Annotated in this window: 22 protein-coding genes; 6 read left to right on the top strand and 16 right to left on the bottom strand. The window is 67.8% G+C overall.

Annotation, left to right across the window (positions count from 1 at the left end; genetic code table 11):
• Positions 1-91: 91 nt before the first annotated feature.
• From CQ034_RS02330 to CQ034_RS02290, 9 genes are all read right to left on the bottom strand, one after another.
• Positions 92-580 (bottom strand): CinA family protein, encoded by a 489-nt coding sequence (locus CQ034_RS02330; protein ID WP_105709798.1) that lies wholly within the window; start codon positions 578-580, stop codon positions 92-94.
• Positions 577-1,155 (bottom strand): CDP-diacylglycerol--glycerol-3-phosphate 3-phosphatidyltransferase, encoded by a 579-nt coding sequence (gene pgsA, locus CQ034_RS02325; protein WP_105709797.1) that lies wholly within the window; start codon positions 1,153-1,155, stop codon positions 577-579. The genes CQ034_RS02330 and pgsA overlap by 4 nt, the downstream gene beginning before the upstream one ends.
• The gene (locus tag CQ034_RS02320; RefSeq protein ID WP_105709796.1) at positions 1,155-3,866 is read right to left on the bottom strand and encodes a DNA translocase FtsK; all 2,712 of its coding nucleotides are present in this window, start codon (positions 3,864-3,866) and stop codon (positions 1,155-1,157) included. The genes pgsA and CQ034_RS02320 overlap by 1 nt, the downstream gene beginning before the upstream one ends.
• Positions 3,867-3,939: 73 nt before the next feature.
• On the bottom strand, positions 3,940-4,434 hold the full coding sequence (locus CQ034_RS02315) for a GNAT family N-acetyltransferase (protein WP_105709795.1): 495 nt from the start codon (positions 4,432-4,434) through the stop codon (positions 3,940-3,942).
• 64 nt (positions 4,435-4,498) lie between these two features.
• Positions 4,499-6,175, bottom strand: a complete 1,677-nt coding sequence (locus CQ034_RS02310; RefSeq protein WP_105709794.1) for a ribonuclease J — start codon at positions 6,173-6,175, stop codon at positions 4,499-4,501.
• A 53-nt stretch (positions 6,176-6,228) separates the two neighbouring features.
• Positions 6,229-7,206, bottom strand: a complete 978-nt coding sequence (gene dapA / locus CQ034_RS02305; RefSeq protein WP_029263611.1) for a 4-hydroxy-tetrahydrodipicolinate synthase — start codon at positions 7,204-7,206, stop codon at positions 6,229-6,231.
• Positions 7,207-7,257: 51 nt separating this feature from the next.
• Positions 7,258-8,019 carry an SDR family oxidoreductase gene (locus CQ034_RS02300; RefSeq protein WP_105709793.1) on the bottom strand — a complete coding sequence of 254 codons (762 nt, stop codon included), beginning with the start codon at positions 8,017-8,019 and terminating at the stop codon, positions 7,258-7,260.
• Positions 8,019-8,495, bottom strand: a complete 477-nt coding sequence (locus CQ034_RS02295; RefSeq protein ID WP_105709792.1) for a dihydrofolate reductase — start codon at positions 8,493-8,495, stop codon at positions 8,019-8,021. Before CQ034_RS02295 ends, CQ034_RS02300 begins: the two co-directional genes overlap by 1 nt.
• A complete protein-coding gene (locus tag CQ034_RS02290) occupies positions 8,492-9,301 on the bottom strand; it encodes a thymidylate synthase (protein ID WP_105709791.1) in 810 nt (269 codons plus the stop codon). The genes CQ034_RS02295 and CQ034_RS02290 overlap by 4 nt, the downstream gene beginning before the upstream one ends.
• A gap of 118 nt (positions 9,302-9,419) precedes the next feature.
• Here CQ034_RS02290 and CQ034_RS02285 point away from each other — a divergent pair, with 118 nt between their 5' ends.
• The 3 genes from CQ034_RS02285 (at position 9,420) to CQ034_RS02275 (ending at position 10,941) form a co-directional block, all read left to right on the top strand.
• Positions 9,420-9,833 (top strand): thioredoxin family protein, encoded by a 414-nt coding sequence (locus tag CQ034_RS02285; protein ID WP_105709790.1) that lies wholly within the window; start codon positions 9,420-9,422, stop codon positions 9,831-9,833.
• A 21-nt stretch (positions 9,834-9,854) separates the two neighbouring features.
• Positions 9,855-10,430 carry a DUF4395 domain-containing protein gene (locus tag CQ034_RS02280; RefSeq protein ID WP_105709789.1) on the top strand — a complete coding sequence of 192 codons (576 nt, stop codon included), beginning with the start codon at positions 9,855-9,857 and terminating at the stop codon, positions 10,428-10,430.
• 85 nt (positions 10,431-10,515) lie between these two features.
• Positions 10,516-10,941 carry an OsmC family peroxiredoxin gene (locus CQ034_RS02275; RefSeq protein ID WP_105709788.1) on the top strand — a complete coding sequence of 142 codons (426 nt, stop codon included), beginning with the start codon at positions 10,516-10,518 and terminating at the stop codon, positions 10,939-10,941.
• A 15-nt stretch (positions 10,942-10,956) separates the two neighbouring features.
• On the opposite strand, the gene CQ034_RS02270 is transcribed toward CQ034_RS02275, so the two are convergent.
• From CQ034_RS02270 to CQ034_RS02250, 5 genes are all read right to left on the bottom strand, one after another.
• A complete protein-coding gene (locus tag CQ034_RS02270) occupies positions 10,957-11,391 on the bottom strand; it encodes a hypothetical protein (RefSeq protein WP_105709787.1) in 435 nt (144 codons plus the stop codon).
• A complete protein-coding gene (gene dapB / locus CQ034_RS02265) occupies positions 11,391-12,131 on the bottom strand; it encodes a 4-hydroxy-tetrahydrodipicolinate reductase (RefSeq protein WP_105709786.1) in 741 nt (246 codons plus the stop codon). Before dapB ends, CQ034_RS02270 begins: the two co-directional genes overlap by 1 nt.
• A gap of 78 nt (positions 12,132-12,209) precedes the next feature.
• The gene (locus tag CQ034_RS02260) at positions 12,210-12,812 is read right to left on the bottom strand and encodes a histidine phosphatase family protein (protein ID WP_029263620.1); all 603 of its coding nucleotides are present in this window, start codon (positions 12,810-12,812) and stop codon (positions 12,210-12,212) included.
• Positions 12,813-12,881: 69 nt separating this feature from the next.
• Positions 12,882-13,907 (bottom strand): aldo/keto reductase, encoded by a 1,026-nt coding sequence (locus CQ034_RS02255; RefSeq protein WP_105709785.1) that lies wholly within the window; start codon positions 13,905-13,907, stop codon positions 12,882-12,884.
• A 219-nt stretch (positions 13,908-14,126) separates the two neighbouring features.
• The gene (locus CQ034_RS02250) at positions 14,127-16,403 is read right to left on the bottom strand and encodes a polyribonucleotide nucleotidyltransferase (RefSeq protein WP_029263622.1); all 2,277 of its coding nucleotides are present in this window, start codon (positions 16,401-16,403) and stop codon (positions 14,127-14,129) included.
• Positions 16,404-16,764: 361 nt separating this feature from the next.
• Here CQ034_RS02250 and CQ034_RS02245 point away from each other — a divergent pair, with 361 nt between their 5' ends.
• A complete protein-coding gene (locus CQ034_RS02245) occupies positions 16,765-18,075 on the top strand; it encodes a UDP-glucose/GDP-mannose dehydrogenase family protein (protein WP_105709784.1) in 1,311 nt (436 codons plus the stop codon).
• A 57-nt stretch (positions 18,076-18,132) separates the two neighbouring features.
• On the opposite strand, the gene CQ034_RS02240 is transcribed toward CQ034_RS02245, so the two are convergent.
• Entirely contained in the window at positions 18,133-20,073 is a 1,941-nt protein-coding gene (locus CQ034_RS02240; protein WP_105709783.1) for a GDSL-type esterase/lipase family protein, read from the bottom strand.
• Positions 20,074-20,213: 140 nt separating this feature from the next.
• Here CQ034_RS02240 and CQ034_RS02235 point away from each other — a divergent pair, with 140 nt between their 5' ends.
• Positions 20,214-20,798: a DedA family protein gene (locus tag CQ034_RS02235; RefSeq protein ID WP_105710333.1), complete on the top strand. Its 585-nt coding sequence runs from the start codon at positions 20,214-20,216 to the stop codon at positions 20,796-20,798.
• A 31-nt stretch (positions 20,799-20,829) separates the two neighbouring features.
• Positions 20,830-21,006 (top strand): DUF5302 domain-containing protein, encoded by a 177-nt coding sequence (locus tag CQ034_RS19510; RefSeq protein ID WP_017830923.1) that lies wholly within the window; start codon positions 20,830-20,832, stop codon positions 21,004-21,006.
• A gap of 54 nt (positions 21,007-21,060) precedes the next feature.
• On the opposite strand, the gene CQ034_RS02230 is transcribed toward CQ034_RS19510, so the two are convergent.
• Positions 21,061-22,500: a cation:dicarboxylate symporter family transporter gene (locus CQ034_RS02230; protein WP_105710332.1), complete on the bottom strand. Its 1,440-nt coding sequence runs from the start codon at positions 22,498-22,500 to the stop codon at positions 21,061-21,063.
• Positions 22,501-22,589: the final 89 nt, after the last annotated feature.

The raw sequence follows: 22,589 nt of genomic DNA, 5'->3' as shown, positions 1-22,589 counted from the left end.
CAGTCTAGTACTCCTGGCCTGCTCGAAATCTACCCCTGCACTCTGTGGTTTGAATGTGAGCACATCGGTAATAACCGACATCGGACCGTCACTATTCCAGGACGAACTCGAGCAACACCTGAAGAGCCGCGTTCACCGTCTGCGCACGGATCGAATCACGGTCACCCTGCAGGTGCAACGCCTTCGCCGAGGAGCCGTCGGGCGTCACGATCCCGATGTGCACCGTTCCCACCGGCTGGCCGTCGGGGGAATCCGGGCCGGCGATGCCGGTCGTCGAGACCCCGACGTCAGCCGGGACTCCGTCTACGTTCACGACGCGGCGCACGCCGTCTGCCATCTGCAAGGCGACCTGCGGGTGGACCGGCCCGTGAGCAGCGAGGAGCTCGGCATCCACACCGAGGACCGTCGCCTTGACCGGGGTCGCATAGGCCACCACACCACCGAGCAAGACCGCGGAAGCCCCCGGAACCGACACGATCTCGGCGCACAGCGCGCCGCCCGTGAGCGACTCGGCGACGCCCAGAGTCCAACCGCGGTGTGTCAGAGCCGACAGCAGTGCGGCGGCGCCCGCGTCGCTCATGCCTGCTTCTGGCGCGATCCGCGTGCCTGCGCGACGATGTAGTCGATCCCGCTCGCCACCGTGAGCACGAGGACAATGACCATCAGGATGAAGGTGATCAGCGTCCAGGCATCGAGGCCGATGAGGACGTGTAGGGGAAGCAACGCCCACCCGAGTGCGACCCCCTGGAACGCCGTCTTGATCTTGCCCATCCAGGCAGCCGCGACCACATGCTCGCTCGCGACCATGAGACGGTGGATCGTGATCCCCCACTCACGGATGAGGATGATCGCGACGATCCACCAACTGACCTCACCGAGGATGGCGAGGCCGATGAAGCCCGCTCCGGTGAGCATCTTGTCGGCGATCGGGTCCCAGAGTTTGCCGAAGTCGCTGACGATGTCGTACTTGCGTGCGAGGTAGCCGTCGACCCAGTCGGTGGAGATCCCGACGATGAAGATGATGGCGGCCGCCCAGCGGAGGCCGGGCTCGGGGAGTCCGTAGGTGCCACCGAACAGCAGCAGGACGAAGAAGATGACCGCCAGCGGGATGCGCGCGACGGTGATGGCGTTGGGCAGCTGCCGAGGAATCGTCATCAGTCGCGCCCCGTCAGGCCCCAGGCGTCTTCGTCGCCGCCGTCGGCCTCCACCTCGGGGAGTCCTTCATACTGGGCGGCGATCGGATCATGCGGCTGAGGCATCGGCGGAACCGGAGGGGCTGCCGGAGCCGGGGAGGCCGCCGGAGCATCGTCTCCGCGCAGCTTCGCCATCACCTGTGGGAGCTGCTCGGCCGTGGCCAGCACGTCGCGGGCCTTCGACCCCTCGGAGGGTCCGACGATCTCACGGGACTCCAGAAGGTCCATCAGGCGACCCGCCTTGGCGAAGCCGACACGCAGCTTGCGCTGGAGCATCGATGTGGAGCCGAACTGCGATGAGACGATGAGCTCGGCTGCGGCGAGCAGAAGCTCCAGGTCGTCGCCGATGTCTTCGTCGACTTCCTTCTTCTTCGTCGGCTCCATCGCCTCCTGCACATCGGGTCGGTAGTCCGGCCGAGCCTGACGGGTGACGTGCTTGACGACGGCGTCGATCTCCTTCTCATCGACCCACGCACCCTGCAGACGGAACGGCTTCGACGATCCCATCGGCGAGAACAGCGCGTCGCCCTGCCCGATCAGCTTGTCGGCCCCGGGGCTGTCCAGGATGACGCGGCTGTCGGTGACGCTCGTGACAGCGAAGGCGAGACGGGACGGCACGTTGGCCTTGATGAGACCGGTGACCACGTCGACGCTGGGGCGCTGCGTGGCGAGGACCAGGTGGATACCCGAAGCTCGCGCGAGCTGCGTGATGCGGACGATCGAGTCCTCCACGTCGCGAGGCGCGACCATCATCAGGTCGGCCAGCTCGTCGACCACGACGAGGAGGTACGGGTACGGCTTGAGAACTCGCTCGCTGCCCACAGGGAGTTCGACTTCGCCGGCGCGCACGGCGCGGTTGAAGTCGTCGATGTGACGGAAGCCGAACGACGCGAGGTCGTCGTACCGCATGTCCATCTCCTTCACGACCCACTGCAGCGCCTCGGCTGCCTTCTTCGGGTTCGTGATGATGGGCGTGATGAGGTGCGGGACGCCGGCGTAACTCGTGAGCTCCACGCGCTTCGGGTCGATCAGGACCATACGCACGTCCGCGGGGCGAGCCCGCATGAGCAGGCTCGTGATCATGGAGTTCACGAAGCTCGACTTACCGGAACCCGTGGAACCGGCGACCAGGAGGTGCGGCATCTTGGCGAGGTTCGCGATGACGATGTTGCCACCGACATCTTTGCCGACGCCGATGGTCATCGGGTGCGTGCTCTTCTGCGCGGCCGGCGACCGGAGGACGTCGCCGAGCGCGACCATCTCCTTGTCGGCGTTGGGGATCTCGATGCCGATCGCGCTCTTGCCGGGGATCGGTGAGAGGATGCGGACGTCGTTCGATGCCACGGCATAGGCGAAGTTGTTGCTCAGCTGCAGGATCTTCTCGACCTTGACGCCGTGACCGACTTCGACCTCGTACTGCGTGACCGTCGGCCCGCGCGAGAAGCCGGTGACCTTCGCGTCGACCTTGAACTGCGTCAGCACGCTGGTGATCTGCTCGATCACCTTGTCGGTGGCCTCGGAACGAAGAACCGGCGGCGGGCCTTCGACGAGGAGGCCCGGAGAGGGCAGGATGTACGGCGTGACGGGGGCCTGAGGTCCGCGGTCGCCCGGGCCCTCAGTACCGAACCCGTCGAGCCCCGGAAGCTCCGGCACCTCGCCGGTGTCGGAGGAGTCATCGAGAAGCGCCGTCGTCTGCTGCTCGGCAAGCGAATCGGCGACCGACCTGACGTCGGAGAGCACCTCGGTCGCGGCGTCGTAGGGATTCTCGACGACGACCGCCTGGTCGTAGGCCGGAGTCGGATCGGAGGTCGTGAGCAATGCGGTGATGTCATCCGAGCCGAGGGTGCCCTCGTCGGGGTCCTCTTCACGGCCGGTCTTGTTGCGACGCCACCAGGGCAGCACATCGGGGTCGTCGACCTTGTCGGCGTCGTCGATCGCCGCCGCGTCCTTGGCGGGCTTCTCCGGACGCTCGGCGTCGAACATCCAGGCGTAGAGATCACCGAGACGGGAACCGATGCGGTTCGGCGGCGTCTTGGTGAGGATCAGGATGCTGAGTGCGGCCAGCAACGCGAGCACGACGTACGCAGGGATATTCGTGAGGTAAGTCAGCGGCTGCCCCACCAACCACCCGAGCAACCCGCCCCCCGTGTTCAACGCCGTGATGTTCGGCTGGGGCTGTGGTTGTCCACCGGCGACATGGCAAAAACCTGCCAGGGAGATCACGAACAGGCCGAAACCGAAGCCGATGCGTCCGTTGTCGTGAACCGACGCGGGGTGACGGAACAGCCAACCGGCCAGCACCAGCAGAAGCAGTGGCATGATGAACGCCACCCTGCCGACGAGCAGCCCCACCGAGTAGGCACTGATGTTCTCGGCCACCTCGTTGCCGATGAAGACCCACTCGTTCACGGCGCCGAGAGCCGCGAGCAGCACGAGGAGGAACGGGAAGCCGTCGCGGCGGTCGTCCTTCTTCAGCGCCTCAGGCCCGAAGGCGCGGAAGAGTCCGCCGACGCCGTGGGCGAGTCCGATCCATGCCCGGACTGCCACCGGAGGCTTGTCTGCCTCGTCGATGTACTTCTTCGGTGCGGGCTGGGCCTTGGGAGCCGTCTGCCGCTTGGGGCGCGACGGTGCGCTGGTCGACGCGCGCTCTGTCTTCGTGGTACTCCTGGCCATGCTCTCACGTTACGACCAACGGCCGACATCTCCGCGTAATGACGCGGCTTTCCACCGATCCTCGCGACGCTGACTACCGGGTCCGACGCGCCATGGTGTCGCGCGACTCTCCTTCCGCCACGAGGGCGAACCCCTCGGCGCGATACAGATTGCGGGCGAAGTTGTCGCGTTCGACGCTCAGGCTGATCCGCGCATGCCCCTGCGTACCGGCGAGCTCGATGACACCGCGCAGGAGAGCGCGTCCGACACCGCGTGCACGCCAGAGCGGATGCACGCCGATGATCAGCTCCGGAACGGCGACGCCGACGAAGCCGAACCCCGGCGCATTCTGCGGGAGCACGCGATACCAGGCCGCACCCACGGGCACCTCGTGTGCACCGGTGGCCACCAGCCCGTCATCGGCCATGCGCTTCCACCCCGCGAGATAGCGCCGATGGTCGGCAGAGTTCAACACCTCATGCCGCGGACGCACTCCCCCGGCGCGCCAGTTGGCGGCCTCGACGAGCATGTCACCGAGGAACATCGCATCAGTCTGCGCCGCCCTGCGAAGGGCAAAGCCGCTGTCCATGCCGCGAGCATAGAACCGGGGTGTTACGCCGGGATGACGGCCGACCGTGAATACCGAGCGACCGTCACGCCTCGATGACGAGCGGGACGATCATCGGACGACGGCGGAGTCGCTGGTTGACCCAGCGCCCGATGGTGCGTCGCACGACCTGAGACAGCGAGTGGGTGTCGCGCACCCCGTTGCCGGCCGCCTCCTTGAGCGCCGCGACGATCTTCGGCGCGACGTCATCGAACACGGAATCGTCTTCGGCCACACCACGCGCGTGGATCTCAGGACCGGAGATGATGCGGCCGGTCGCGGCATCTACGACGACGATCACCGAGATGAAGCCCTCCTCGGCGAGGATGCGTCGATCCTTGAGGTCGGCATCGGTGATCGCTCCGACCGAAGAGCCGTCCACGTAGACGAACCCGAGATCCAGCTGGCCGACGACGCTCGCCACGCCGTCCTTGAGATCGATCACGGTGCCGTTCGAGGCGATGATCGTATTCGACTCCGGGACGCCGGTGTCCTGCGCGAGCTTGGCGTTCGCGATGAGATGGCGGTACTCGCCGTGCACCGGAAGGACGTTCTTGGGCTTCAGGATGTTGTAGCAGTAGATCAGCTCGCCGGCGGCGGCATGCCCGGAGACGTGCACCTTCGCGTTGGCCTTGTGCACGACGTTGGCGCCGAGCTTGGTCAGCCCGTCGATCACGCGGTACACCGCGTTCTCGTTGCCCGGGATGAGGCTGGAGGCGAGGATGACGGTGTCGCCCTCGCTGATCTCGATCGCGTGGTCCATGTTCGCCATGCGGCTGAGGACCGCCATCGGCTCGCCCTGGGAACCGGTCGACATGTACACGATCTGCTCGTCCGGGAGATCGCGCGCCTTCTTGAAGTCGATGAGGACCCCGTCCGGCACCTTCAGGTAGCCGAGCTGCTCGGCGATGGTCATGTTCCGCACCATGCTGCGGCCGAGGAAGGCGACGCGGCGTCCGTTGGCGTACGCCGCGTCGATGACCTGCTGCACGCGGTGGACGTGGCTGGAGAAGCTCGCGACGATGACGCGGCGCGGCGCCTTGGCGATGACCTGGTCGAGAACCGGGCCGATGGAGCGCTCGGTGGGAGTGAAGCCGGGGACGTCGGCATTCGTCGAGTCCACGAGGAACAGGTCGACGCCCTCCTCGCCGAGGCGGGCGAACGCACGCAGGTCGGTGATGCGGCCGTCGAGCGGCAGCTGATCCATCTTGAAGTCACCGGTGGCGAGCACCATGCCGGCCGGCGTCCGGATGGCGACGGCCAGCGCGTCAGGGATCGAGTGGTTGACTGCGACGAACTCGAGATCGAAGGGTCCGACACGTTCCTGCTCGCCCTCCTTCACGGTGAGGGTGAAGGCCTTGATGCGATGCTCCTTGAGCTTCGCTTCGACCAGCGCGAGCGTGAGGCCCGAACCGATCAGCGGAATGTCGCTCTTCAGACGCAGCAGATACGGAACGGCGCCGATGTGGTCCTCGTGGCCGTGAGTCAGTACGACACCGACGATGTCGTCGAGGCGATCGCGGATCGGCTCGAAGTCGGGCAGGATCAGGTCGACGCCCGGCTGGTGCTCCTCAGGGAAGAGCACGCCGCAGTCGACGATCAGGATCTTGCCGTCGTACTCGAAGGCCGTCATGTTGCGACCGATCTCGCCGAGACCACCGATCGGGATGACCCGCAACGTCCCTTCAGCGAGAGGGGCCGGTTCTACCAGGGGAATGGACATGCTGTCTCCTCAGTCGGACACTCCGCGCGTCCGTTCGTTCGTGGGGACGCGACTCAGCGCGTCGTGCCGTGCACCTTCGGCAGGGCACCACCCGCAGCCGCATTGCGGTCGGGGCGGAAGTTCGAGAAGTCGGCTCCGGGAACGTTCTTGACGAGGTCGAGCTCATCCTCGATGAGCGCGGCCTCCCATTCCTCGGGACCGACCAGGGGCAGCCGCACGCGCGGGCTCGAGATACGTCCGAGCCCGTGCAGGATGTACTTGGCGGCGACGGTTCCTGGGACGTGCGTCATGACAGCGCGCACGAGCGGCTCGAGCCGCTTGTGCTCGGCTGTCGCCGTCGCCAGGTCGCCCGCGTTCACGGCGTCGATGATCGTGCGGTACGGCGCCGCCGCGACGTTCGCCGTCACGCCGATGAGCCCGGTGGCGCCGATCGCGAGGTGCGGCAGCACGTTCGCATCGTCGCCGGAGAAGTACATCAGGTCGGTCTGATTGAGCACGCGGCTCACCTCGGAGAAGTCGCCCTTGGCGTCCTTCACCGCGAGAATGTTCGGGTGCTTCGCGAGGCGCAGGATCGTCTCGTACTTGATCGGCACTCCGGTACGGCCCGGGATGTCGTAGAGGATCACCGGGAGGTCGGTCGCGTCGGCGACCAGACGGAAGTGCGTGAGGATGCCGGCCTGCGTCGGCTTGTTGTAGTACGGCGTGACGATCATGATGCCGTCGGCGCCGGCCTTCTCGCTGGCCTTGTAGAGCTCGATGGCGTGCGCGGTCTCGTTGGACCCACCGCCCGTGATGATCTTGGCGCGACCTGCCGAGACGGACTTGCCTACCTCGACGAGCTTGAGCTTCTCGGGGTCCGTCAGGGTCGAGGTCTCGCCGGTCGTTCCCGTCACGACGATGCCGTCCGCTCCCGCGGTGATCACGTCATCGATGTGCTTCTCGACGGCGGGCCAATCGACTTCGCCGTCGGCCGTCATCGGAGTGACGAGCGCGACGAGAACCTGTCCGAAAGGGTTGCCCGAGTGCGTCATAGACCCAGCGTATCGGTTCGGGTCGCGGTCATGCGGACGCGGTGACGCTCCTCAGACACGGCCGCGTCGCGCGACGCCCGAGGTCAGCGAACTCGGCAGCACACGCGTCAACGCCACGATCGCCTTGTACCGCAGCGACGGAATGGACACGGATTTGCCACGGGCTGCATCGCGCAATCCCGTGCGGACCACGTCGCGGGCGTTCAACCACATGAAGCCGGGCACGCCCTCCTCGCCCACGGCGAGGCCCATCCGCTCGTGGAACGAGGTGTGCGTGAATCCGGGGCAGAGGGCGGTGACGCTCACCCCGTCGCGCGCATACTCCGCGTTCGCCCATCGACTGAAACCGATCAACCAGGACTTGCACGCGGAATAGGTGGAGCGGGAGATGAAGCCGGCGACGGAGGCCACGTTGATGATGCGGCCACCTCGTCCGCGCATGGACTGCAGAGCGGCGTGCATGAGACGCATCGACGCCTCGACGTGCACCCGGAGGTGCCGCACCTCATCGTCGATGTCGTTGTCGGCGAAGCGGAGCGGCAACCCGAATCCGGCGTTGTTCACGAGCAGATCGACCGGATCCGCGGTGTCGCGCAGCCGAGCAGCGACGCTCTCGACCCCCGCTTCGTCCACCAGGTCGGCGGGGAGCACCTCGATTGCCACCCCGTACTCGCTGCGCAGCTCGGCCGCCAGCTGCTCCAGCGCGGCCTCGGAACGCGCGACGAGGATGAGATCGGCGCGGCGGCGGGCGAGCTGGCGGGCGAACTCTGCCCCCATTCCGGCGCTTGCGCCGGTGATCAAAGCGGTGGGCATCAGCGCTCGTATCCGAGGAAGCGGTAGCGGATGCCGGTGCGGGAGGTCTGCCACTCCCCCTCGTCGACGAGTCGCCACCCGGTCTTGGCCGGCGCGTACGCGTCGCCGTCGACATCGAGATCGAGCTCGGTGACTTCGAGCCGGTCGGCGTCGCCGATCACCTGACGGAAGATCTCCGCGCCGCCGATGATCCACACCCGGTCCAGGCCGCGGACGGCTTCAGCGACGGTGGCTGCGCGGCGGGCACCCCCCTCCGACCAGTCCTGCTGACGGGTCACCACGATGTTGTCACGGCCGGCCAGCGGACGGAATCGTTCAGGGAGCGAGTCCCAGGTCTTGCGCCCCATCACCACCGGCGTCCCGAGCGTGACGTCCTTGAAGTGCGCCAGGTCTTCGGGCACGTGCCAGGGCATGCCCCCCTCGGCGCCGATCACGCCGCCGTGGGCTTCGGCCCAGATGAGCCCGACCCAGGTCATACCGCCACCGCCGCGCGGATCGGCGCGTGATGCTGATAGTCCTCCACCACGAAGTCCTCGTACCGGTAGTCGAGGATCGACTCGGGCTTGCGCGCGAATCGGAGCGTCGGGGATTCGAACGGCTCACGGCTCAGCTGCTCGCGCACCTGCTCGACGTGGTTGTCGTAGACGTGGCAGTCGCCGCCCGTCCATACGAAGTCACCGGGCTCGAGCCCCACCTGCTGCGCGATCATCATCGTGAGCAGGGCGTAGGAGGCGATGTTGAACGGCACCCCGAGGAACATGTCGGCGCTGCGCTGATACAGCTGGCACGAGAGCTTGCCGTCGGCGACGTAGAACTGAAAGAGCGCGTGACAGGGAGCGAGCGCCATGTCGGGGATATCAGCCGGGTTCCACGCCGACACGATGAGCCTGCGCGAATCGGGCGAACGCCGGATCTGCTCGATCACCTCGGAGAGCTGGTCGATGCTGCCGCCGTCAGGCGTCGGCCACGACCGCCACTGCACACCGTAGACCGGCCCGAGGTCGCCGGACTCGTCCGCCCACTCGTCCCAGATCGTGACGCCGTTCTCCCGCAACCATCCGACGTTGGAGTCGCCCTGCAGGAACCACAGCAGCTCGTAGGCGATGGATTTGAAGTGCACGCGCTTCGTGGTGATGAGCGGAAAGCCCTTCGACAGGTCGAAACGGATCTGTCGACCGAAGACACTCGTGGTCCCGGTGCCCGTCCGATCCGACTTGTGCGTGCCGGTCTCCAGGACATCGCGGAGCAGGTCTTCGTAGGGCGTCGGGACGGCTGCACTCATGACAGCCACGATACCTTCCCCGCCCCGGGCACGGGCGGAGCCACCGCGTTGGGGCCGGGGTTCGTCATGCTCGGAAACATCGGCATCGGCACCCCGACGGAGCACGTACTCTCGACACATGTCGCCCGCTCTCGCCCTCGGAGTCGCCGTGGTGCTCATCGCGCTCGCGACGATCATCGGCATCGTCCTGCGACGTCGAGACGGACGGCGACGCGATGGCGGGACGCTTCGATTCGACCCCGCGGATGTCGTGTCGGCGGAACTCGGCTCGCGCGCCACCCTCGTGCAGTTCAGCACCGAGATGTGCGCGCGGTGCCCGCAGGTCCGTCGCCTGCTGCACGACTACGCGTCCGGTCATGATGGGCTCGCGCACGTCGAGGTGGACCTGACCCATCGCCCCGATCTCTCCGCGCGCTACCGGGTGCTGCAGACGCCGACGACGTTCCTGGTCGACGGTTCCGGCGCGGTCCGCGCACGAATCCACGGGGTTCCCCACCCGCACGCCCTCACAGAAGCCGTCGCCACCGTCTGAGGCGCGAAGACCGGAGCACACATGAGCACTCCCGAAGGCATCGATCCCCGTGGTCCGCGCTTCGCCGCCACGATCACCGCGTTGCTCCTCCTGGTGGCGACGTTCCTGGCATTGATCGGGATATCGACGGAATCCGCGAGTACGGGCTCATTCGGATGGTTCGCCTATCAGCCGCTCGCGGATTCCACGTTCGTCCCCGGTGGTTTGGTGATCTCATCATCGACACCCGCCCAACGCGCGCTCGACCCGGGCTTCCTGCTCACGGTCGTGATCGCCCTCCTGTTCCTGTGGGGTGTCGTCTCGCCCCGGACCACGCCGTGGAGCGTCGTCTTCCGCACGCTCGTCCGCCCGCGACTCTCACCGCCGACCGAACTCGAGGACCCGCGCCCACCCCGGTTCTCCCAGGGCGTGGGGCTGTTCGTCGTCGGCATCGGTCTCGTCCTGCATCTCCTCGGCGTCCCGTGGGCGCTCCCGATCGCCACGGCAGCCGCCTTCATCGCCGCGTTCCTGAACGCCGCCTTCGCCTTCTGCCTCGGTTGCCAGCTCTACCTCCTGCTCCAGCGCGCCGGCATCATCGGGCGCCCCGCCGCCGCCTGATTCCTGTTCCGTCCCGCCGGGCCCCTCGGTAGGCTGGCCGCTACGTGACCCGCGCACCGAGCGGGTCCCGAGAAGCGGAGGAATCATGCCCGTCACCAGCGAAGCCGCCAGCACCTGGACCGGATCGCTCATGGAGGGATCGGGCACGGTCGCGTTCTCGTCGTCGAACCTCGGCACCTTCCCGATCAACTGGAAGGCGCGCAGCGAAGGCAGCGACACCACGACCACGCCGGAGGAGCTCATCGCGGCGGCCCACGCTTCGTGCTTCAGCATGGCGCTCTCCCATGCGCTCGCGGAGAACGGCACCCCGCCGGAGCGTGTCAACACGACGGCCTCGGTCACCTTCAAGCCGGGCGTCGGCATCACGGGCAGCCACCTGAACGTGAACGCGACGGTATCGAACCTGACGCCCGAGGCGTTCCAGGAGATCGCGGCGGGCGCGAAGACCGGCTGCCCGGTGTCGCAGGCCCTCGCCGGCATCGAGATCACTCTCGAGGCGACTCTCGCCTGAGGGATGATGCGGGGGTCAGCGCCGCGAGAGGCGGATCGCCTCGCGGATGCTGGCCCTGGCATCCTTCCGGCGCCCGGCGGCGTCCTGCACGACGCCCAGTCGGTAGCGCGCACGCCAGTCATCGCCGGCTGCGTCGGCCTCGGCGGCGTATCGCGCGATGAGCGGATTCGCGTCGGTGCGGGCGATGCGACCGCTCGGCGTCAGCTCCGTCTCCACCGGAGGCATCCCGCCTTCCGCGTCGAGCAGGCGTCCGAGGCGGTCCGCACCGAAGCCGAACATCATCTCGCGAACCAGCGCCCAGGCCCCGATCGGAGCAAGCACCAGCAGTGTGACCCCCATGCCGATGGACACCGGAGAGCCGACCGAGATGAACATCACGGCCAGCCAGATCGCGACGGCGAGATAGACGAGCAGCGCCGCGGCCATCAGGCCGACGCCGATCCGCGACATCACGAGCGGATGCCGATGTCGATCATGTTCTCCAGGCCGACGACCACACCGGCGGCCTGAACCGCGAACGGCACGGCGAGCCGGATCCCCGGCGCATAGGCGAGCGCCGAATCGGTGGTGTCATGCGTGAACGTCAGCGACTCGCCGGGGCCGGACAGGATGACCTCCTGCTTGGCGACGACTCCGGGCCGCCGCAACGAGTGGATCGGCACGCTGCCGACCTGCTGCCCCCGTGCACGCTGATCCGCATGCGGAGCGCTGACAGGGCCCTGCTCCGCGCGGGCCGCCGCGATCAGCTCGGCGGTGCGCACAGCCGTGCCGCTCGGCGAATCGATCTTGGTCTCGCGGTGCGCTTCGATGATCTCGGCGGAGCCGAAGAACGGGGCGGCGGCCGCAGCCAGTGCCGACCCGAGCACTGAGCCGAGCGAGAAGTTCGGGATGAACACCGCGCCGGTGCCGGCAGCTTCGACGAGAGGACGCACGAGGGCGATCCGTTCCGAAGACCACCCGGAAGTCGCGACGAGGACGTTGATGCCCCGTTCGACGGCGGCGCGGACGACCTCGATGCTGACCTGGGGCGTCGAGGCATCGACGACGAGATCGGCCCCGTCGAGCTCGGAGAGATCACTCGACGAGGTCAACACGCGGCTCACCTCGAAGCCCTCGAGCTCATCGATCACCGCACCGATGATCGTGCCGAGCTTCCCGGTTCCGCCGACGAGGGCTACCTGCGTGGTCATGCGTCCAGTCTATTTCGCGGGACGCGGTCCGTCCGGGGGCGCGCGGGCGGTCCTCCGCCGTTCTGGAAGCGAGAGCTCTCAGACGAGAAGCGCGTCGGGGATTCCCGTTCGCAGCTCCACCGGAAGATGCCCGGTGTCGTTGTGCGTGAGAAGCGTCCACGGCCGCCCCTGCTTCTGCGCGATGACCGTCAGACCGCAGTGGGACTGGTTCAACGTCATCCATCGCCACTCCGGCGCCGCGAGCACTTCACGCACGAACCACGAGATCACGAAGTTGTGTGTGATCAGCACCTCATGCACCTCCCCGGTCTTGCGCACGAGGAACTCCTCGACCGCATCCGACATCTGCGCGCGCCCCGCTTCGATCTCGGCTTCGGTGACCGAGCCGAAGAACGGCTCGAACACCGCGGGAGTCTCTTCGGTCATCCCGGTGGGGACGCAATCGAAGAGCAGCGCGGTGGGCTCAGGATCGACCGACGGCAGACGAGCAGCGATCGCTCGAGCCGTCTCGTTCGCGCGGAGCAACGGCGAATGCCATACCGCGTCGAGCGGAAGCCCGGACAGTCGGTCGGCGATCAGCTCGGCCTGACGCTGCCCTCGGGGAGAAAGGGGTCCGTCGGCGAGACCATGCTCCGCATCCTGATGTTCACCATGTCTGACCAGATATATGTAGTGCGTCACAACTCGCTCGCTTCATCGCCAGCATCCGCCGGGCCTTGATCCCACCCTATGTCACGGGTGGGACGATGCTCAGTTGCCGGCCCGGGTCAGCTCGGCGAGGTGGCTCCGCGACAGCGAGACACCCGCGCCCTGCATGAGTTCATCGACATGTTCCGTCGCGAACGTGTTCACGATCGGTGCCGCGATCGTGCGCTGAGCGAGCAGCCAGGCGATCGAGACCGCAGCCACGGGGACCGCCAACTCCTCGGCCACCTGGTCGAGTGCGCGCAGGATCTTGATACCCCGCCGGTTCAAGTGCCCGCGCAACTGCTCGCCGCGCACGCCGCGCGAGGTCAGCGCCTTGTTACGGTGGCGCCCCGAGAGGAACCCGTGTTCGAGGGCGTGAGACGGCGTCACCGCGAGGTTCTGCGCACCGGCGACGAGGCGCAGGTCGCCCTCGAACGGCTGGCGACGGATGAGGTTGTACGGCGCATCGATCACCTGGATGCGCGGGTATCCGGCCGAGGCGAGGATGCGTGCCTCGACCAGTCGCTCCGGTGACAGGCCGAAGGCCCCGACGGCACCGACCTTCCCCGCGTCCGACAGCCATTCCACGGTCGCCAGGGTGTCTTCGAGATTGGTCGTGGCATCGAGCGTCGCGTCGAGGTACAGGACGTCGATGCGCTCGACCCCGAGCCGTGTGAGCGACCCCTCCACCGCACGTACGAGGTTGACCGAGCCCAGCCCCGGATTGTCGGCGTGGGCACCGATGCGCACGCTCAGCACCGCGTGATCGCGCCGACCGCGCGACCGCAACCACTGGCCGATGATGTGCTCGCTGCGCCCGCCGGAGAATCCGTCGGCCGTATGGATGGCGTTACCGCCGAACTCCATGTAGCGATCGAGGATTCCGTGGCTGGTCTCGAGATCGACGTTCCAGCCGAACTCGGCGGCGCCCAGCATCAGCGGGAAGGTCTCGTAGCCGGTCTCGCCGAGCGGGACGCGGATGGTCTCCCCTATTCCCGGTCCGACGATGGGGATCGGTGCGGACGGGTGCTCGGCGTGCTGCTGGGCGCGATCGGCCGACGCTCCTGCGCCTACGCTGAACAACCGCATACTCTCTCACCCCCGCGTCGATCGGTGCGTGCCGACCTGCGTACCTGCTGGATCTGCACCCCCCGGTGCGTACTTCGAGGGTAAGCGAATTCATCGAACGCCCTGACCAATCCGGGGAACGGCGCGGAAACGGCCGATAACGATTTGGTCACACCGGATACGACGGAACCCGGGCCCGTCCACGACGGACGGACCCGGGTTCCGGTTCGATCTCTGCGCTTACTCGGCGGCCGCGTCTTCGGCGGGCGCTGCCTCAGCGGCGGCAGCATCGTCGAGAACGGGCTCGAGCGAAAGCTTGCCGCGGTCGTCGATCTTCGTGATCTTGACGAGGATCTTCTGACCGACCGACAGCACGTCGTCGACGTTCTCCACACGCTTGCCGCCGGCGAGCTTGCGCACCTCGGTGACGTGCAGCAGACCGTCCTTGCCCGGGAGCAGCGAGATGAACGCACCGAAGGTGGCGATCTTCACGACGGTGCCGAGGAACTGCTCCCCGATCTCCGGGTTGGTGGGGTTGGCGATCGCGTTGACCTGGGCGCGAGCGGCCTCGGCCGCGGGTCCGTCGGTCGCACCGATGTAGACGGTGCCGTCCTCTTCGATGGAGATCTGCGCGCCGGTCTCGTCCTGGATCGCGTTGATCGTCTTGCCCTTCGGGCCGATCAGCTCACCGATCTTGTCGACCGGGATCTGCACGCTGATGACGCGCGGCGCGGTGGGAGCCATCTCGTCAGGTGCGTCGATCGCAGCGTTCAGGACGTTGAGGATCGTGAGGCGAGCCTCGCGAGCCTGCGTCAGCGCGCCCGTGAGCACCGACGTCGGGATGCCGTCGAGCTTCGTGTCGAGCTGGATCGCCGTGACGAAGTCACTCGTTCCCGCGACCTTGAAGTCCATGTCACCGAGAGCGTCTTCCGCGCCGAGGATGTCGGTCAGCGCCGCGTAGCGGGTCTCACCGTTGACCTCGTCGGAGACGAGACCCATCGCGATACCGGCGACGGGGGCGCGCAACGGCACACCCGCGTTCAGCAGCGACAGGGTCGACGCGCACACGGAGCCCATCGACGTCGAGCCGTTGGAGCTCAGCGCCTCGGACACCTGACGGATCGCGTACGGGAACTCCTCGCGGCTCGGCAGCACCGGCACGAGCGCGCGCTCGGCGAGGAAGCCGTGCCCGATCTCGCGACGCTTCGGCGAACCGACACGGCCGGTCTCACCGGTCGAGTAGGGCGGGAAGTTGTAGTGGTGCATGTAGCGCTTGCTCGTGACCGGTGACAGCGAGTCGATCTGCTGCTCCATCTTGAGCATGTTCAGCGTGGTGACACCCAGGATCTGAGTCTCGCCGCGCTGGAAGACCGCGGAGCCGTGCACGCGCGGGATGACCTGCACCTCGGCGTCGAGCGGGCGGATGTCCGCGAGCCCACGGCCGTCGATGCGAGCGCCCTCGGTGAGGATGCGACCACGGACGATCTTCTTGGTGACCGACTTGTACGCCGCAGAGAACTCGAGCGGAGCCGCAGCCGGGAGCGAACCCGCCTCGGTGGCCTCGATGAGCTCGGCCTTGACGCGGTCCTTGATCGCATCGTCAGCGGTCTGACGCTCGACCTTGTCGGCGATCTGGTAGACACCGACAAGCTCGTCGTAGGAGCGGCCGGCGACGAAGTCGTAGACCTCCTGGCTGTACGCCGGGAAGACCGGGTAGACGCCCGGCTCCTTCGATGCGGTCGCAGCGAGCTCGGCCTGAGCCTTGACGAGCTGAGCGATGAACGGCTTCGAGGCCTCGAGGCCCTGGGCCACGACCTCTTCGTTCGGCTTCGTGGCGCCGGCCTTGATCAGGTTCCAGCTGCCCTCGGTCGCCTCGGCCTCGACCATCATGATGGCGACGTCTTCCGTGCCATCGGCCTTGGTGACGACACGACCGGCGACGATCAGGTCGAACACGGCCTCCGAGACCTGCTCAGCGGTCGGGAACGCGACCCACTGGTCGTCGTTCTGGCCGTTGCCCGGGATGAACGCGAGGCGCACACCGGCGACGGGGCCGGAGAACGGGAGACCCGAGATCTGCGTGGACGCCGACGCGGCGTTGATCGCGAGAGCGTCGTAGAACTCGCCCGGAGCGATCGACATGACGGTGATGACGACCTGGACCTCGTTGCGCAGGCCGTCGACGAACGACGGGCGCAGCGGACGGTCGATCAGACGGCAGACGAGGATCGCCTCCGTGGAGGGACGGCCCTCGCGACGGAAGAACGAGCCGGGGATCTTGCCGGCAGCGTAGGAGCGCTCCTCGACGTCGACCGTCAGCGGGAAGAAGTCGAAGCCCTCGCGCGGGTGCTTGCCTGCGCTGGTGGCCGAGAGGAGCATGGTCTCGCCGTCGAGGTACGCGGCGACTGCGCCCTGAGCCTGCTGCGCGAGGCGGCCGGTCTCGAAGCGGATGGTGCGGGTGCCGAAGCGGCCGTTGTCGAGAACGGCCTCGGTGGCGGTGATTTCAGGACCTTCCAAGAGGTCTCTCCTTCTTTGTTTAGACTCGCGAGTCCATGTGACGCGCGAGCGTGTTCAAAGGAGCGGAACGGAAGGGTTCGGGCGCGCGGGCATTCCCGCGAATGTCGCCTGCGCTGGCCACCAGTAGAAAGCCACCCGACATGTCCTGCCGAGGAACCCACCACAGGGGACCAGCTTCTCCGCCGCTCGCTCCATGAGTCGATATTCGATTGTGCGGTTGACACACGTCAACCTCATCCACCCTACCAGCGGACTCCGCAAAACCCACGTCGCCGCAGCGGCGCGGAGTGGACAGGCACCGGCCACGGAACGTTCACCGCGCGGATGCCACACCGTGGCGGAAGTCCGTTGTGCTGTCTCCATGCGCATGTCAGTGATCGGCTGCGGGTACCTCGGTGCCGTGCACGCCGCAGCCATGGCCTCGATCGGACACGACGTCATCGGCATCGACGTCGACGAACGGAAGGTGGCCGCACTCGACGCAGGATCCGCACCGTTCTTCGAACCGCAGCTGACGGAGCTGCTCGCCGAGGGACGAGCATCCGGTCGGCTCCGGTTCAGCAGCCGGATGGCGGATGCCGCGGGCGTGCAGGTGCACTTCCTCGCAGTGGGAACCCCGCAGATCCCCGGCGGTCACGCGGCCGACCTCCGCTACGTCGATGCGGCGATCGACGGGCTGCTCCCCCATCTCCGCCGCGGCGACGTGATCGCGGGGAAATCGACCGTGCCGGTGGGCACCGCCGCACGGCTCGCTGCGCGCGTCATCGACTCGGGCACGACCGTGGTGTGGAACCCCGAGTTCCTTCGCGAGGGGTGGGCCGTGCACGACACGCTGACACCGGACCGGCTCGTGGTCGGCGCCGAGACGGACTCCGCGGGCACACGCGCCGTGGCGGTGCTGCGCCAGGTCTACGCGGCGGCCGTCGCGGCCGGGACGCCCTTCCTGGTCACCGACCTCGCCACGGCGGAACTGGTGAAGGGCGCCGCGAACGCCTTTCTCGCGACCAAGATCTCGTTCATCAACGCGATGGCGGAGATCGCCGAGGCCTCCGGCGCCGACGTGGCGCTGCTCGCCGACGCTCTCGGCCACGACTCGCGGATCGGTCGGCGCTACCTCGGCGCCGGCATCGGCTTCGGCGGCGGCTGCCTGCCGAAGGACATCCGGGCATTCGCCGCCCGTGCGGAAGAGCTGGGTCGCGGCGAAGCGGTCGGGTTCCTCCACGAGGTGGACGCGATCAACCTCCGGCGCCGCGAACGGGCGGTCCGGCTCGTCGTGGACGCATTGGGCGGGCTCGTGTTCGGACGTCGGATCGCTGTACTCGGTGCCGCGTTCAAGCCGTTCAGCGACGACATCCGCGACAGCCCCGCCCTCGACGTCGCCGTTCGGCTGCGTGGGCTCGGCGCAGACGTCGTCGTGACCGACCCCGCCGCTCTCGACAACGCCGCTGCCGCGCATCCGCAGCTGGGCTATGCGCGACACCGCGATGATGCTCTTCGGGAAGCCGATGCGGTCGTGATCGTGACCGAGTGGGACGAGTACCGTCGCGATCTTTCCCCCACCCACGCCGGCGGTCTGGTCCGCGGACGGATCATCATCGACGGACGCAACTGCCTCGATGCGGCGGCCTGGCGTGCAGCGGGCTGGCAGTATCACGGCATGGGGCGGCGCTGACCGCCTCTGCACGTCGGCGGTGGCTCGACGAGTCGACGCGGCGCTGCGCCGAGCGGATCAGCCGATGTTCGCCCACCGCGCCGCGGACGAGCGCCCGAGATAGACGTAGTCCTCATGCTTCGCCACACGACCATCGCCCGCCGCGCGACCGTGCAGGCGGCGCCAGACCCAGGGAAGGGCGTGTCGCCGCCACCACGCGCCCGCACCGATCGGCTCGTGCTCGTGCAGGGCGGCATCGAGGATACCCAGCGCATCCGCATCGGGAACACCCAGAATCTCGGCCGCTCGATACGCCAGGAGACGATGGCCCCGGCTGCTCAGATGCACCAGATCCTCACCCCAGTTCGGTCGCTCGGCCAGTGCCGGATGCAGGTCCGTGTCGATCAGGATCGCTCCCGTCCGCGCCGCGATCCCCGTCAACGCCGTCGCGAACGCCGCGAAGCGCCGCGTGTAGACGGCAGCCGCCCGACGATCCGGGAGGAACGGGGTGACCAACAGCACATCCGCTCCGATCGCCCGCAGCCGCACGACAGCGTGCTCCACCTCCGCGGCGAGCGCTGCGACGTCGACACGATGCTTCACGAGATCGTTCGCGCCGATGAGGATCGAGACGAGGTCAGGATGCAGTTCGAGCGCGCGGTCCACCTGCCATCCGGACACATCGCGCACACGTTTCGACCTGATCGCGAGGTTCGCGTAGTGGAGCCCGCCCCGCGCGGCCAGCAGCAGCGCGAGCCGATCGGCCCACCCACGCAGGCCCCCATCCGGGGCGGGATCGCACAGGCCCTCGGTGAGCGAATCCCCCAGGGCGACGAAGCGGCGCCAGCGACGCGCGGTCACCGGCGGCGGGGAATCGGGCCGGGTGACGCGGCGAGCGCGGGAGGCCGCATCCACCCGCTGCAGCAGACGCGCCTCCTCGAAGTGCCCGAGCAGCTGATCGCACACGCTCGTCCAGCTGCGACTCTGCACCGCGTCATGACCGGCTTCTCCGAACGCCCGTCGCTTTCTCGCGTCGCCTGCCAGATCGGCCACTCGCATCCGCAGGTCGCCGAGGTCTCCTGGGCGGTACAGCCAGCCGTCGACACCCATGCGAACGAGATCGAGGGGCCCGCCGCGGCCGGTCGCGATCACCGGGACCCCGCTGGCGTGGGCCTCCTGCAGGGTCTGCCCGAACGTCTCGCTCTCCCCGGGGTGCACGAAGACGTCGAACGACGCCATGGCCGCGGCGAGCGCAGACCCGTCGAGGTGGCCGAGGAACACGGCATCCGGGAGCAGCCCCTCCAACCGTGCTCTGCTGGGTCCGTCTCCGACGATCACCAGGCGCGCACCCGGGAGGTCGCGGAGCGCGGCGAGGTCCTCGACCTGCTTCTCCGGGGCGAGGCGGCCGACGTATCCGATCACGATCTCGGCACCCCACGCGGCGCGCAGTCCGGGATTGCGACGAGACGGTCGGAAGCGTTCCGCGTCGACTCCCCTCCCCCAGTGGCGTACACGATCCACCCCGAGTGCGGCGAGCTGCTGAGCGGAGTCCGCAGACGGAGCGAGCGTCATGGTCGCGCGTCGATGCAGGCGCGCGATGTGCGTCTGGGCGATGCCCGTGGCCGCGGCCACCCGGTAGCGCTCCGTGTAGGCCGCCACGTCGGTCTGGTAGGCGGCGACGCTGGCGACCCCGATCCGCTCGGCGGAGAGCACCCCCCGCCAACCGAGCGCAAACGGCGAGGCGAGGTGCACGACATCCGGCTGGAAACGTCGCAGGGACGCAGCGATGCGCGGAGCGCCCGACGTGCCGACCCTGACGTTGTGGTACCCCGGAAGAGCGAGGCTCGGGATCGCCTCGATCGACACCCCATCCACCTCCCCGGGGATCCCGACTGCGGCGGGGGCGATCACGTGGGCATCGTGGCCGTGTTGCTCGAGGTGACGCAGGATCTGCAGCACCGACCCGGTGACGCCGTTCATGTGCGGAAGGAAGGACTCCGTGACGATCGCTACTCTCACAGCCTCAGGATGACCGAGCATCGAGGGCGCACGCGTCGGAAACGGCCCGCAGCACCGGATGTTCACCGGATGCTGGACGGCGGGTCACCGGCTATGCGCTCTTTGGTTCCCGTTCACCCTCTGCAGGCACAGTGGGCGACGTGACGACGGATCTGCTCACCGAATCCCTCACCGGGCCGTGGAGCCTGGCACTGATGGGCCTGCTCGTGCTCGGGGACGCCTTCTTCGTCGTCGTGCCGGGTGAGATCGCGGTGACCGCGCTCGGAGCGCTGGCGGTGACCACCGGAGCCCCGCCGCTCTGGGCGGTCGTCGTCTGCGCCGCGGCAGCCGCGACCGTGGGAGACGCCTGCTGCTATCTGGTCGGCCGGACCGTCGGCGTCGATCGGTGGCGGTGGATGAGGGCGTCTCGGGTGCAGCAGGCATTGGGTTGGGCACGGCACCGGTTGGACACGGGGACGGCCACCGTGCTCTTCACGGCCCGATTCGTGCCCTTCGCCCGACTGGCGATCAACCTCGTGGCCGGGGCGTCGCGCATCCATCCGCCTCGCTACCTCGCTCTGGTCGCACTGGCCGCGACCGGTTGGGCGCTCTACCAGGCGGCAGTGGGCGCCACGATCGCCGCCATCCTGCCGGGCGGGCCGGTGATCGCCGTTCCGGTGTCGATCGTCGTCGCGCTGGGGTTGGGAGTACTGCTCGATCGCGTGCTGCGCGGCACGAGAGGGTGACCTGCCGCAGCCGGTGCTCTAGGCTCGGGGCATGAGCACCGAAGAAGGCGCCTCCTCCTCTGAGGAGATGAAGCGCAAGTTCAAGGAAGCGCTCGAGAAGAAGAACGCGCACCACCGGCAGGGCGAGGCGCACCTGGATGGCGACTCCGCCGTGCACAGTGCGAACGCCCCGCAGACCCGGCGCGAGTTCCGACGCAAGAGCGGTTGACCGCGCGGATGCGGGAGCCCGTTCATCCGGACTCCCGCATCCCTCACCCGCTCGTCAGCTGCGTTCGGCTCGCGCCCTGGCCCGCTCCTCCTTCGCCGCCATCTCCGTCACTGCCGCCTCCCGCAGTTCCTGCACATCCGCGCCCTGCGGTGCATCCGCATTCCCGTGCGCGTCGACGCCGTCGAGCAGTGACTCGTCGAAGGGGAGTTCGCCGCTCAGCACCCGTCGCACGCGGTCGCGGTCGATCTGCTTCGTCCAGGTACCGATCAGGAGGGTCGCGACGGCGTTGCCGGTGAAGTTCGTCAGAGCTCGTCCCTCAGACATGAAGCGGTCGATGCCGACGATCACGCCCACCCCGTCGACGAGGTCGGGGCGATACGCCTGCAGACCCCCGGCGAGTGTCGCCAGCCCCGCACCGGTCACTCCGGCAGCCCCCTTGCTGGCGATGATCATGAACACGAGCAGGCCGATCTGTTCGCCGATCGACATCGGCTGCCCCATCCCCGTGGCGATGAACAGCGATGCCATCGTCAGGTAGATCGCCGTTCCGTCGAGGTTGAACGAGTACCCGGTGGGCACCGTGATGCCGACGACAGGCTTGGAGACGCCGACGAACTCCATCTTCGCGATCAGGCGAGGGAGGGCGGATTCCGACGAGGACGTGCCGACGATGAGCAGGTACTCCCGCGCGAGGTACTTCATGAGAGCGAAGATGTTCACCCGCGTCACCGCCCACAGCATCGCCCCGAGGATCACGACGATGAACAGGATGCACGTGATGTAGAACGCGACCATCAACGTCCCGAGACTCCAGATCGCCGCGACACCGGTCTTGCCCACCACCGCGGCGATCGCTCCGAACGCGCCGATCGGTGCGAGCCAGAGGATCATCCCGAGGATGCGGAAGACGAGCTTCTGCAGCTGCTTGACCGCCTCCATGATGGGGGCGCCGCGCTCGCCGAGTCCCTGCAGCGCGAAACCGACGAGCAGTGCGATGAACAGCACCTGCAGCACGCTCTCCCCCGTGAAGGCCGACAAGAAAGTGGTCGGGATGATGCCGAGGATGAACTCCTGCGTCGTCTTGGCCTCTGCCTCGACCACGTCATAGGTCGAAGACGCCATATCGAGGCCCGCGCCCGGGTGGATGATGTTCCCGACGACGAGTCCGATCGCCAGCGCGAACGTCGACATCACCATGAAGTAGAGGAGCGCGAGTCCGCCGATCTTGCCGACCGTGGCCGCTTTGGCGATGGAACCGACGCCCACGACGATCGTGCAGAAGATGATCGGGGCGATCATCATCTTGATCAGGGCGACGAAGCCGGTGCCCAGCGCTTCGAACCCTCGGCCCACCTCCGGCCAGATGAGCCCGACCGCCGCGCCGAGCACGACGGCGATCAGCACGGACACATACAGCCAGGTGTGCCGGTCCCACGCGTGCTTCCCTCGTCGCCAGTTGAACTTCGGCAGTGCGAATCCCGTCGTGAGCGCCACGGCTTCCTCCTTGATCGTCGACGTCGTCGTCCGAATGGCGGCTTCTGCACCGCCGATCGGTTCCCACGGTGATCCACCTCCCGCCGCAG

This window comes from Microbacterium sp. MYb45, assembly GCF_002979655.1.
Lineage (GTDB): Bacteria > Actinomycetota > Actinomycetes > Actinomycetales > Microbacteriaceae > Microbacterium.
The sequence above is the reverse complement of the archived record's forward strand: the minus strand, read 5'-3'. Positions and strand labels throughout refer to the sequence as shown.

What these genes read in the sequence shown, in the direction of transcription:
- CQ034_RS02330 (WP_105709798.1), bottom strand. Translation starts at nt 580, where the DNA reads ATGAGCGACGCGGGCGCCGCCGCACTGCTGTCGGCTCTGACACACCGC.
- dapA (WP_029263611.1), bottom strand. Translation starts at nt 7,206, where the DNA reads ATGACGCACTCGGGCAACCCTTTCGGACAGGTTCTCGTCGCGCTCGTC.
- CQ034_RS02285 (WP_105709790.1), top strand. Translation starts at nt 9,420, where the DNA reads ATGTCGCCCGCTCTCGCCCTCGGAGTCGCCGTGGTGCTCATCGCGCTC.
- CQ034_RS02275 (WP_105709788.1), top strand. Translation starts at nt 10,516, where the DNA reads ATGCCCGTCACCAGCGAAGCCGCCAGCACCTGGACCGGATCGCTCATG.
- pgsA (WP_105709797.1), bottom strand. Translation starts at nt 1,155, where the DNA reads ATGACGATTCCTCGGCAGCTGCCCAACGCCATCACCGTCGCGCGCATC.
- CQ034_RS02255 (WP_105709785.1), bottom strand. Translation starts at nt 13,907, where the DNA reads ATGCGGTTGTTCAGCGTAGGCGCAGGAGCGTCGGCCGATCGCGCCCAG.
- CQ034_RS02245 (WP_105709784.1), top strand. Translation starts at nt 16,765, where the DNA reads ATGCGCATGTCAGTGATCGGCTGCGGGTACCTCGGTGCCGTGCACGCC.
- CQ034_RS02295 (WP_105709792.1), bottom strand. Translation starts at nt 8,495, where the DNA reads ATGACCTGGGTCGGGCTCATCTGGGCCGAAGCCCACGGCGGCGTGATC.
- dapB (WP_105709786.1), bottom strand. Translation starts at nt 12,131, where the DNA reads ATGACCACGCAGGTAGCCCTCGTCGGCGGAACCGGGAAGCTCGGCACG.
- CQ034_RS19510 (WP_017830923.1), top strand. Translation starts at nt 20,830, where the DNA reads ATGAGCACCGAAGAAGGCGCCTCCTCCTCTGAGGAGATGAAGCGCAAG.
- CQ034_RS02310 (WP_105709794.1), bottom strand. Translation starts at nt 6,175, where the DNA reads ATGTCCATTCCCCTGGTAGAACCGGCCCCTCTCGCTGAAGGGACGTTG.
- CQ034_RS02315 (WP_105709795.1), bottom strand. Translation starts at nt 4,434, where the DNA reads ATGGACAGCGGCTTTGCCCTTCGCAGGGCGGCGCAGACTGATGCGATG.
- CQ034_RS02300 (WP_105709793.1), bottom strand. Translation starts at nt 8,019, where the DNA reads ATGCCCACCGCTTTGATCACCGGCGCAAGCGCCGGAATGGGGGCAGAG.
- CQ034_RS02280 (WP_105709789.1), top strand. Translation starts at nt 9,855, where the DNA reads ATGAGCACTCCCGAAGGCATCGATCCCCGTGGTCCGCGCTTCGCCGCC.
- CQ034_RS02320 (WP_105709796.1), bottom strand. Translation starts at nt 3,866, where the DNA reads ATGGCCAGGAGTACCACGAAGACAGAGCGCGCGTCGACCAGCGCACCG.
- CQ034_RS02290 (WP_105709791.1), bottom strand. Translation starts at nt 9,301, where the DNA reads ATGAGTGCAGCCGTCCCGACGCCCTACGAAGACCTGCTCCGCGATGTC.
- CQ034_RS02270 (WP_105709787.1), bottom strand. Translation starts at nt 11,391, where the DNA reads ATGTCGCGGATCGGCGTCGGCCTGATGGCCGCGGCGCTGCTCGTCTAT.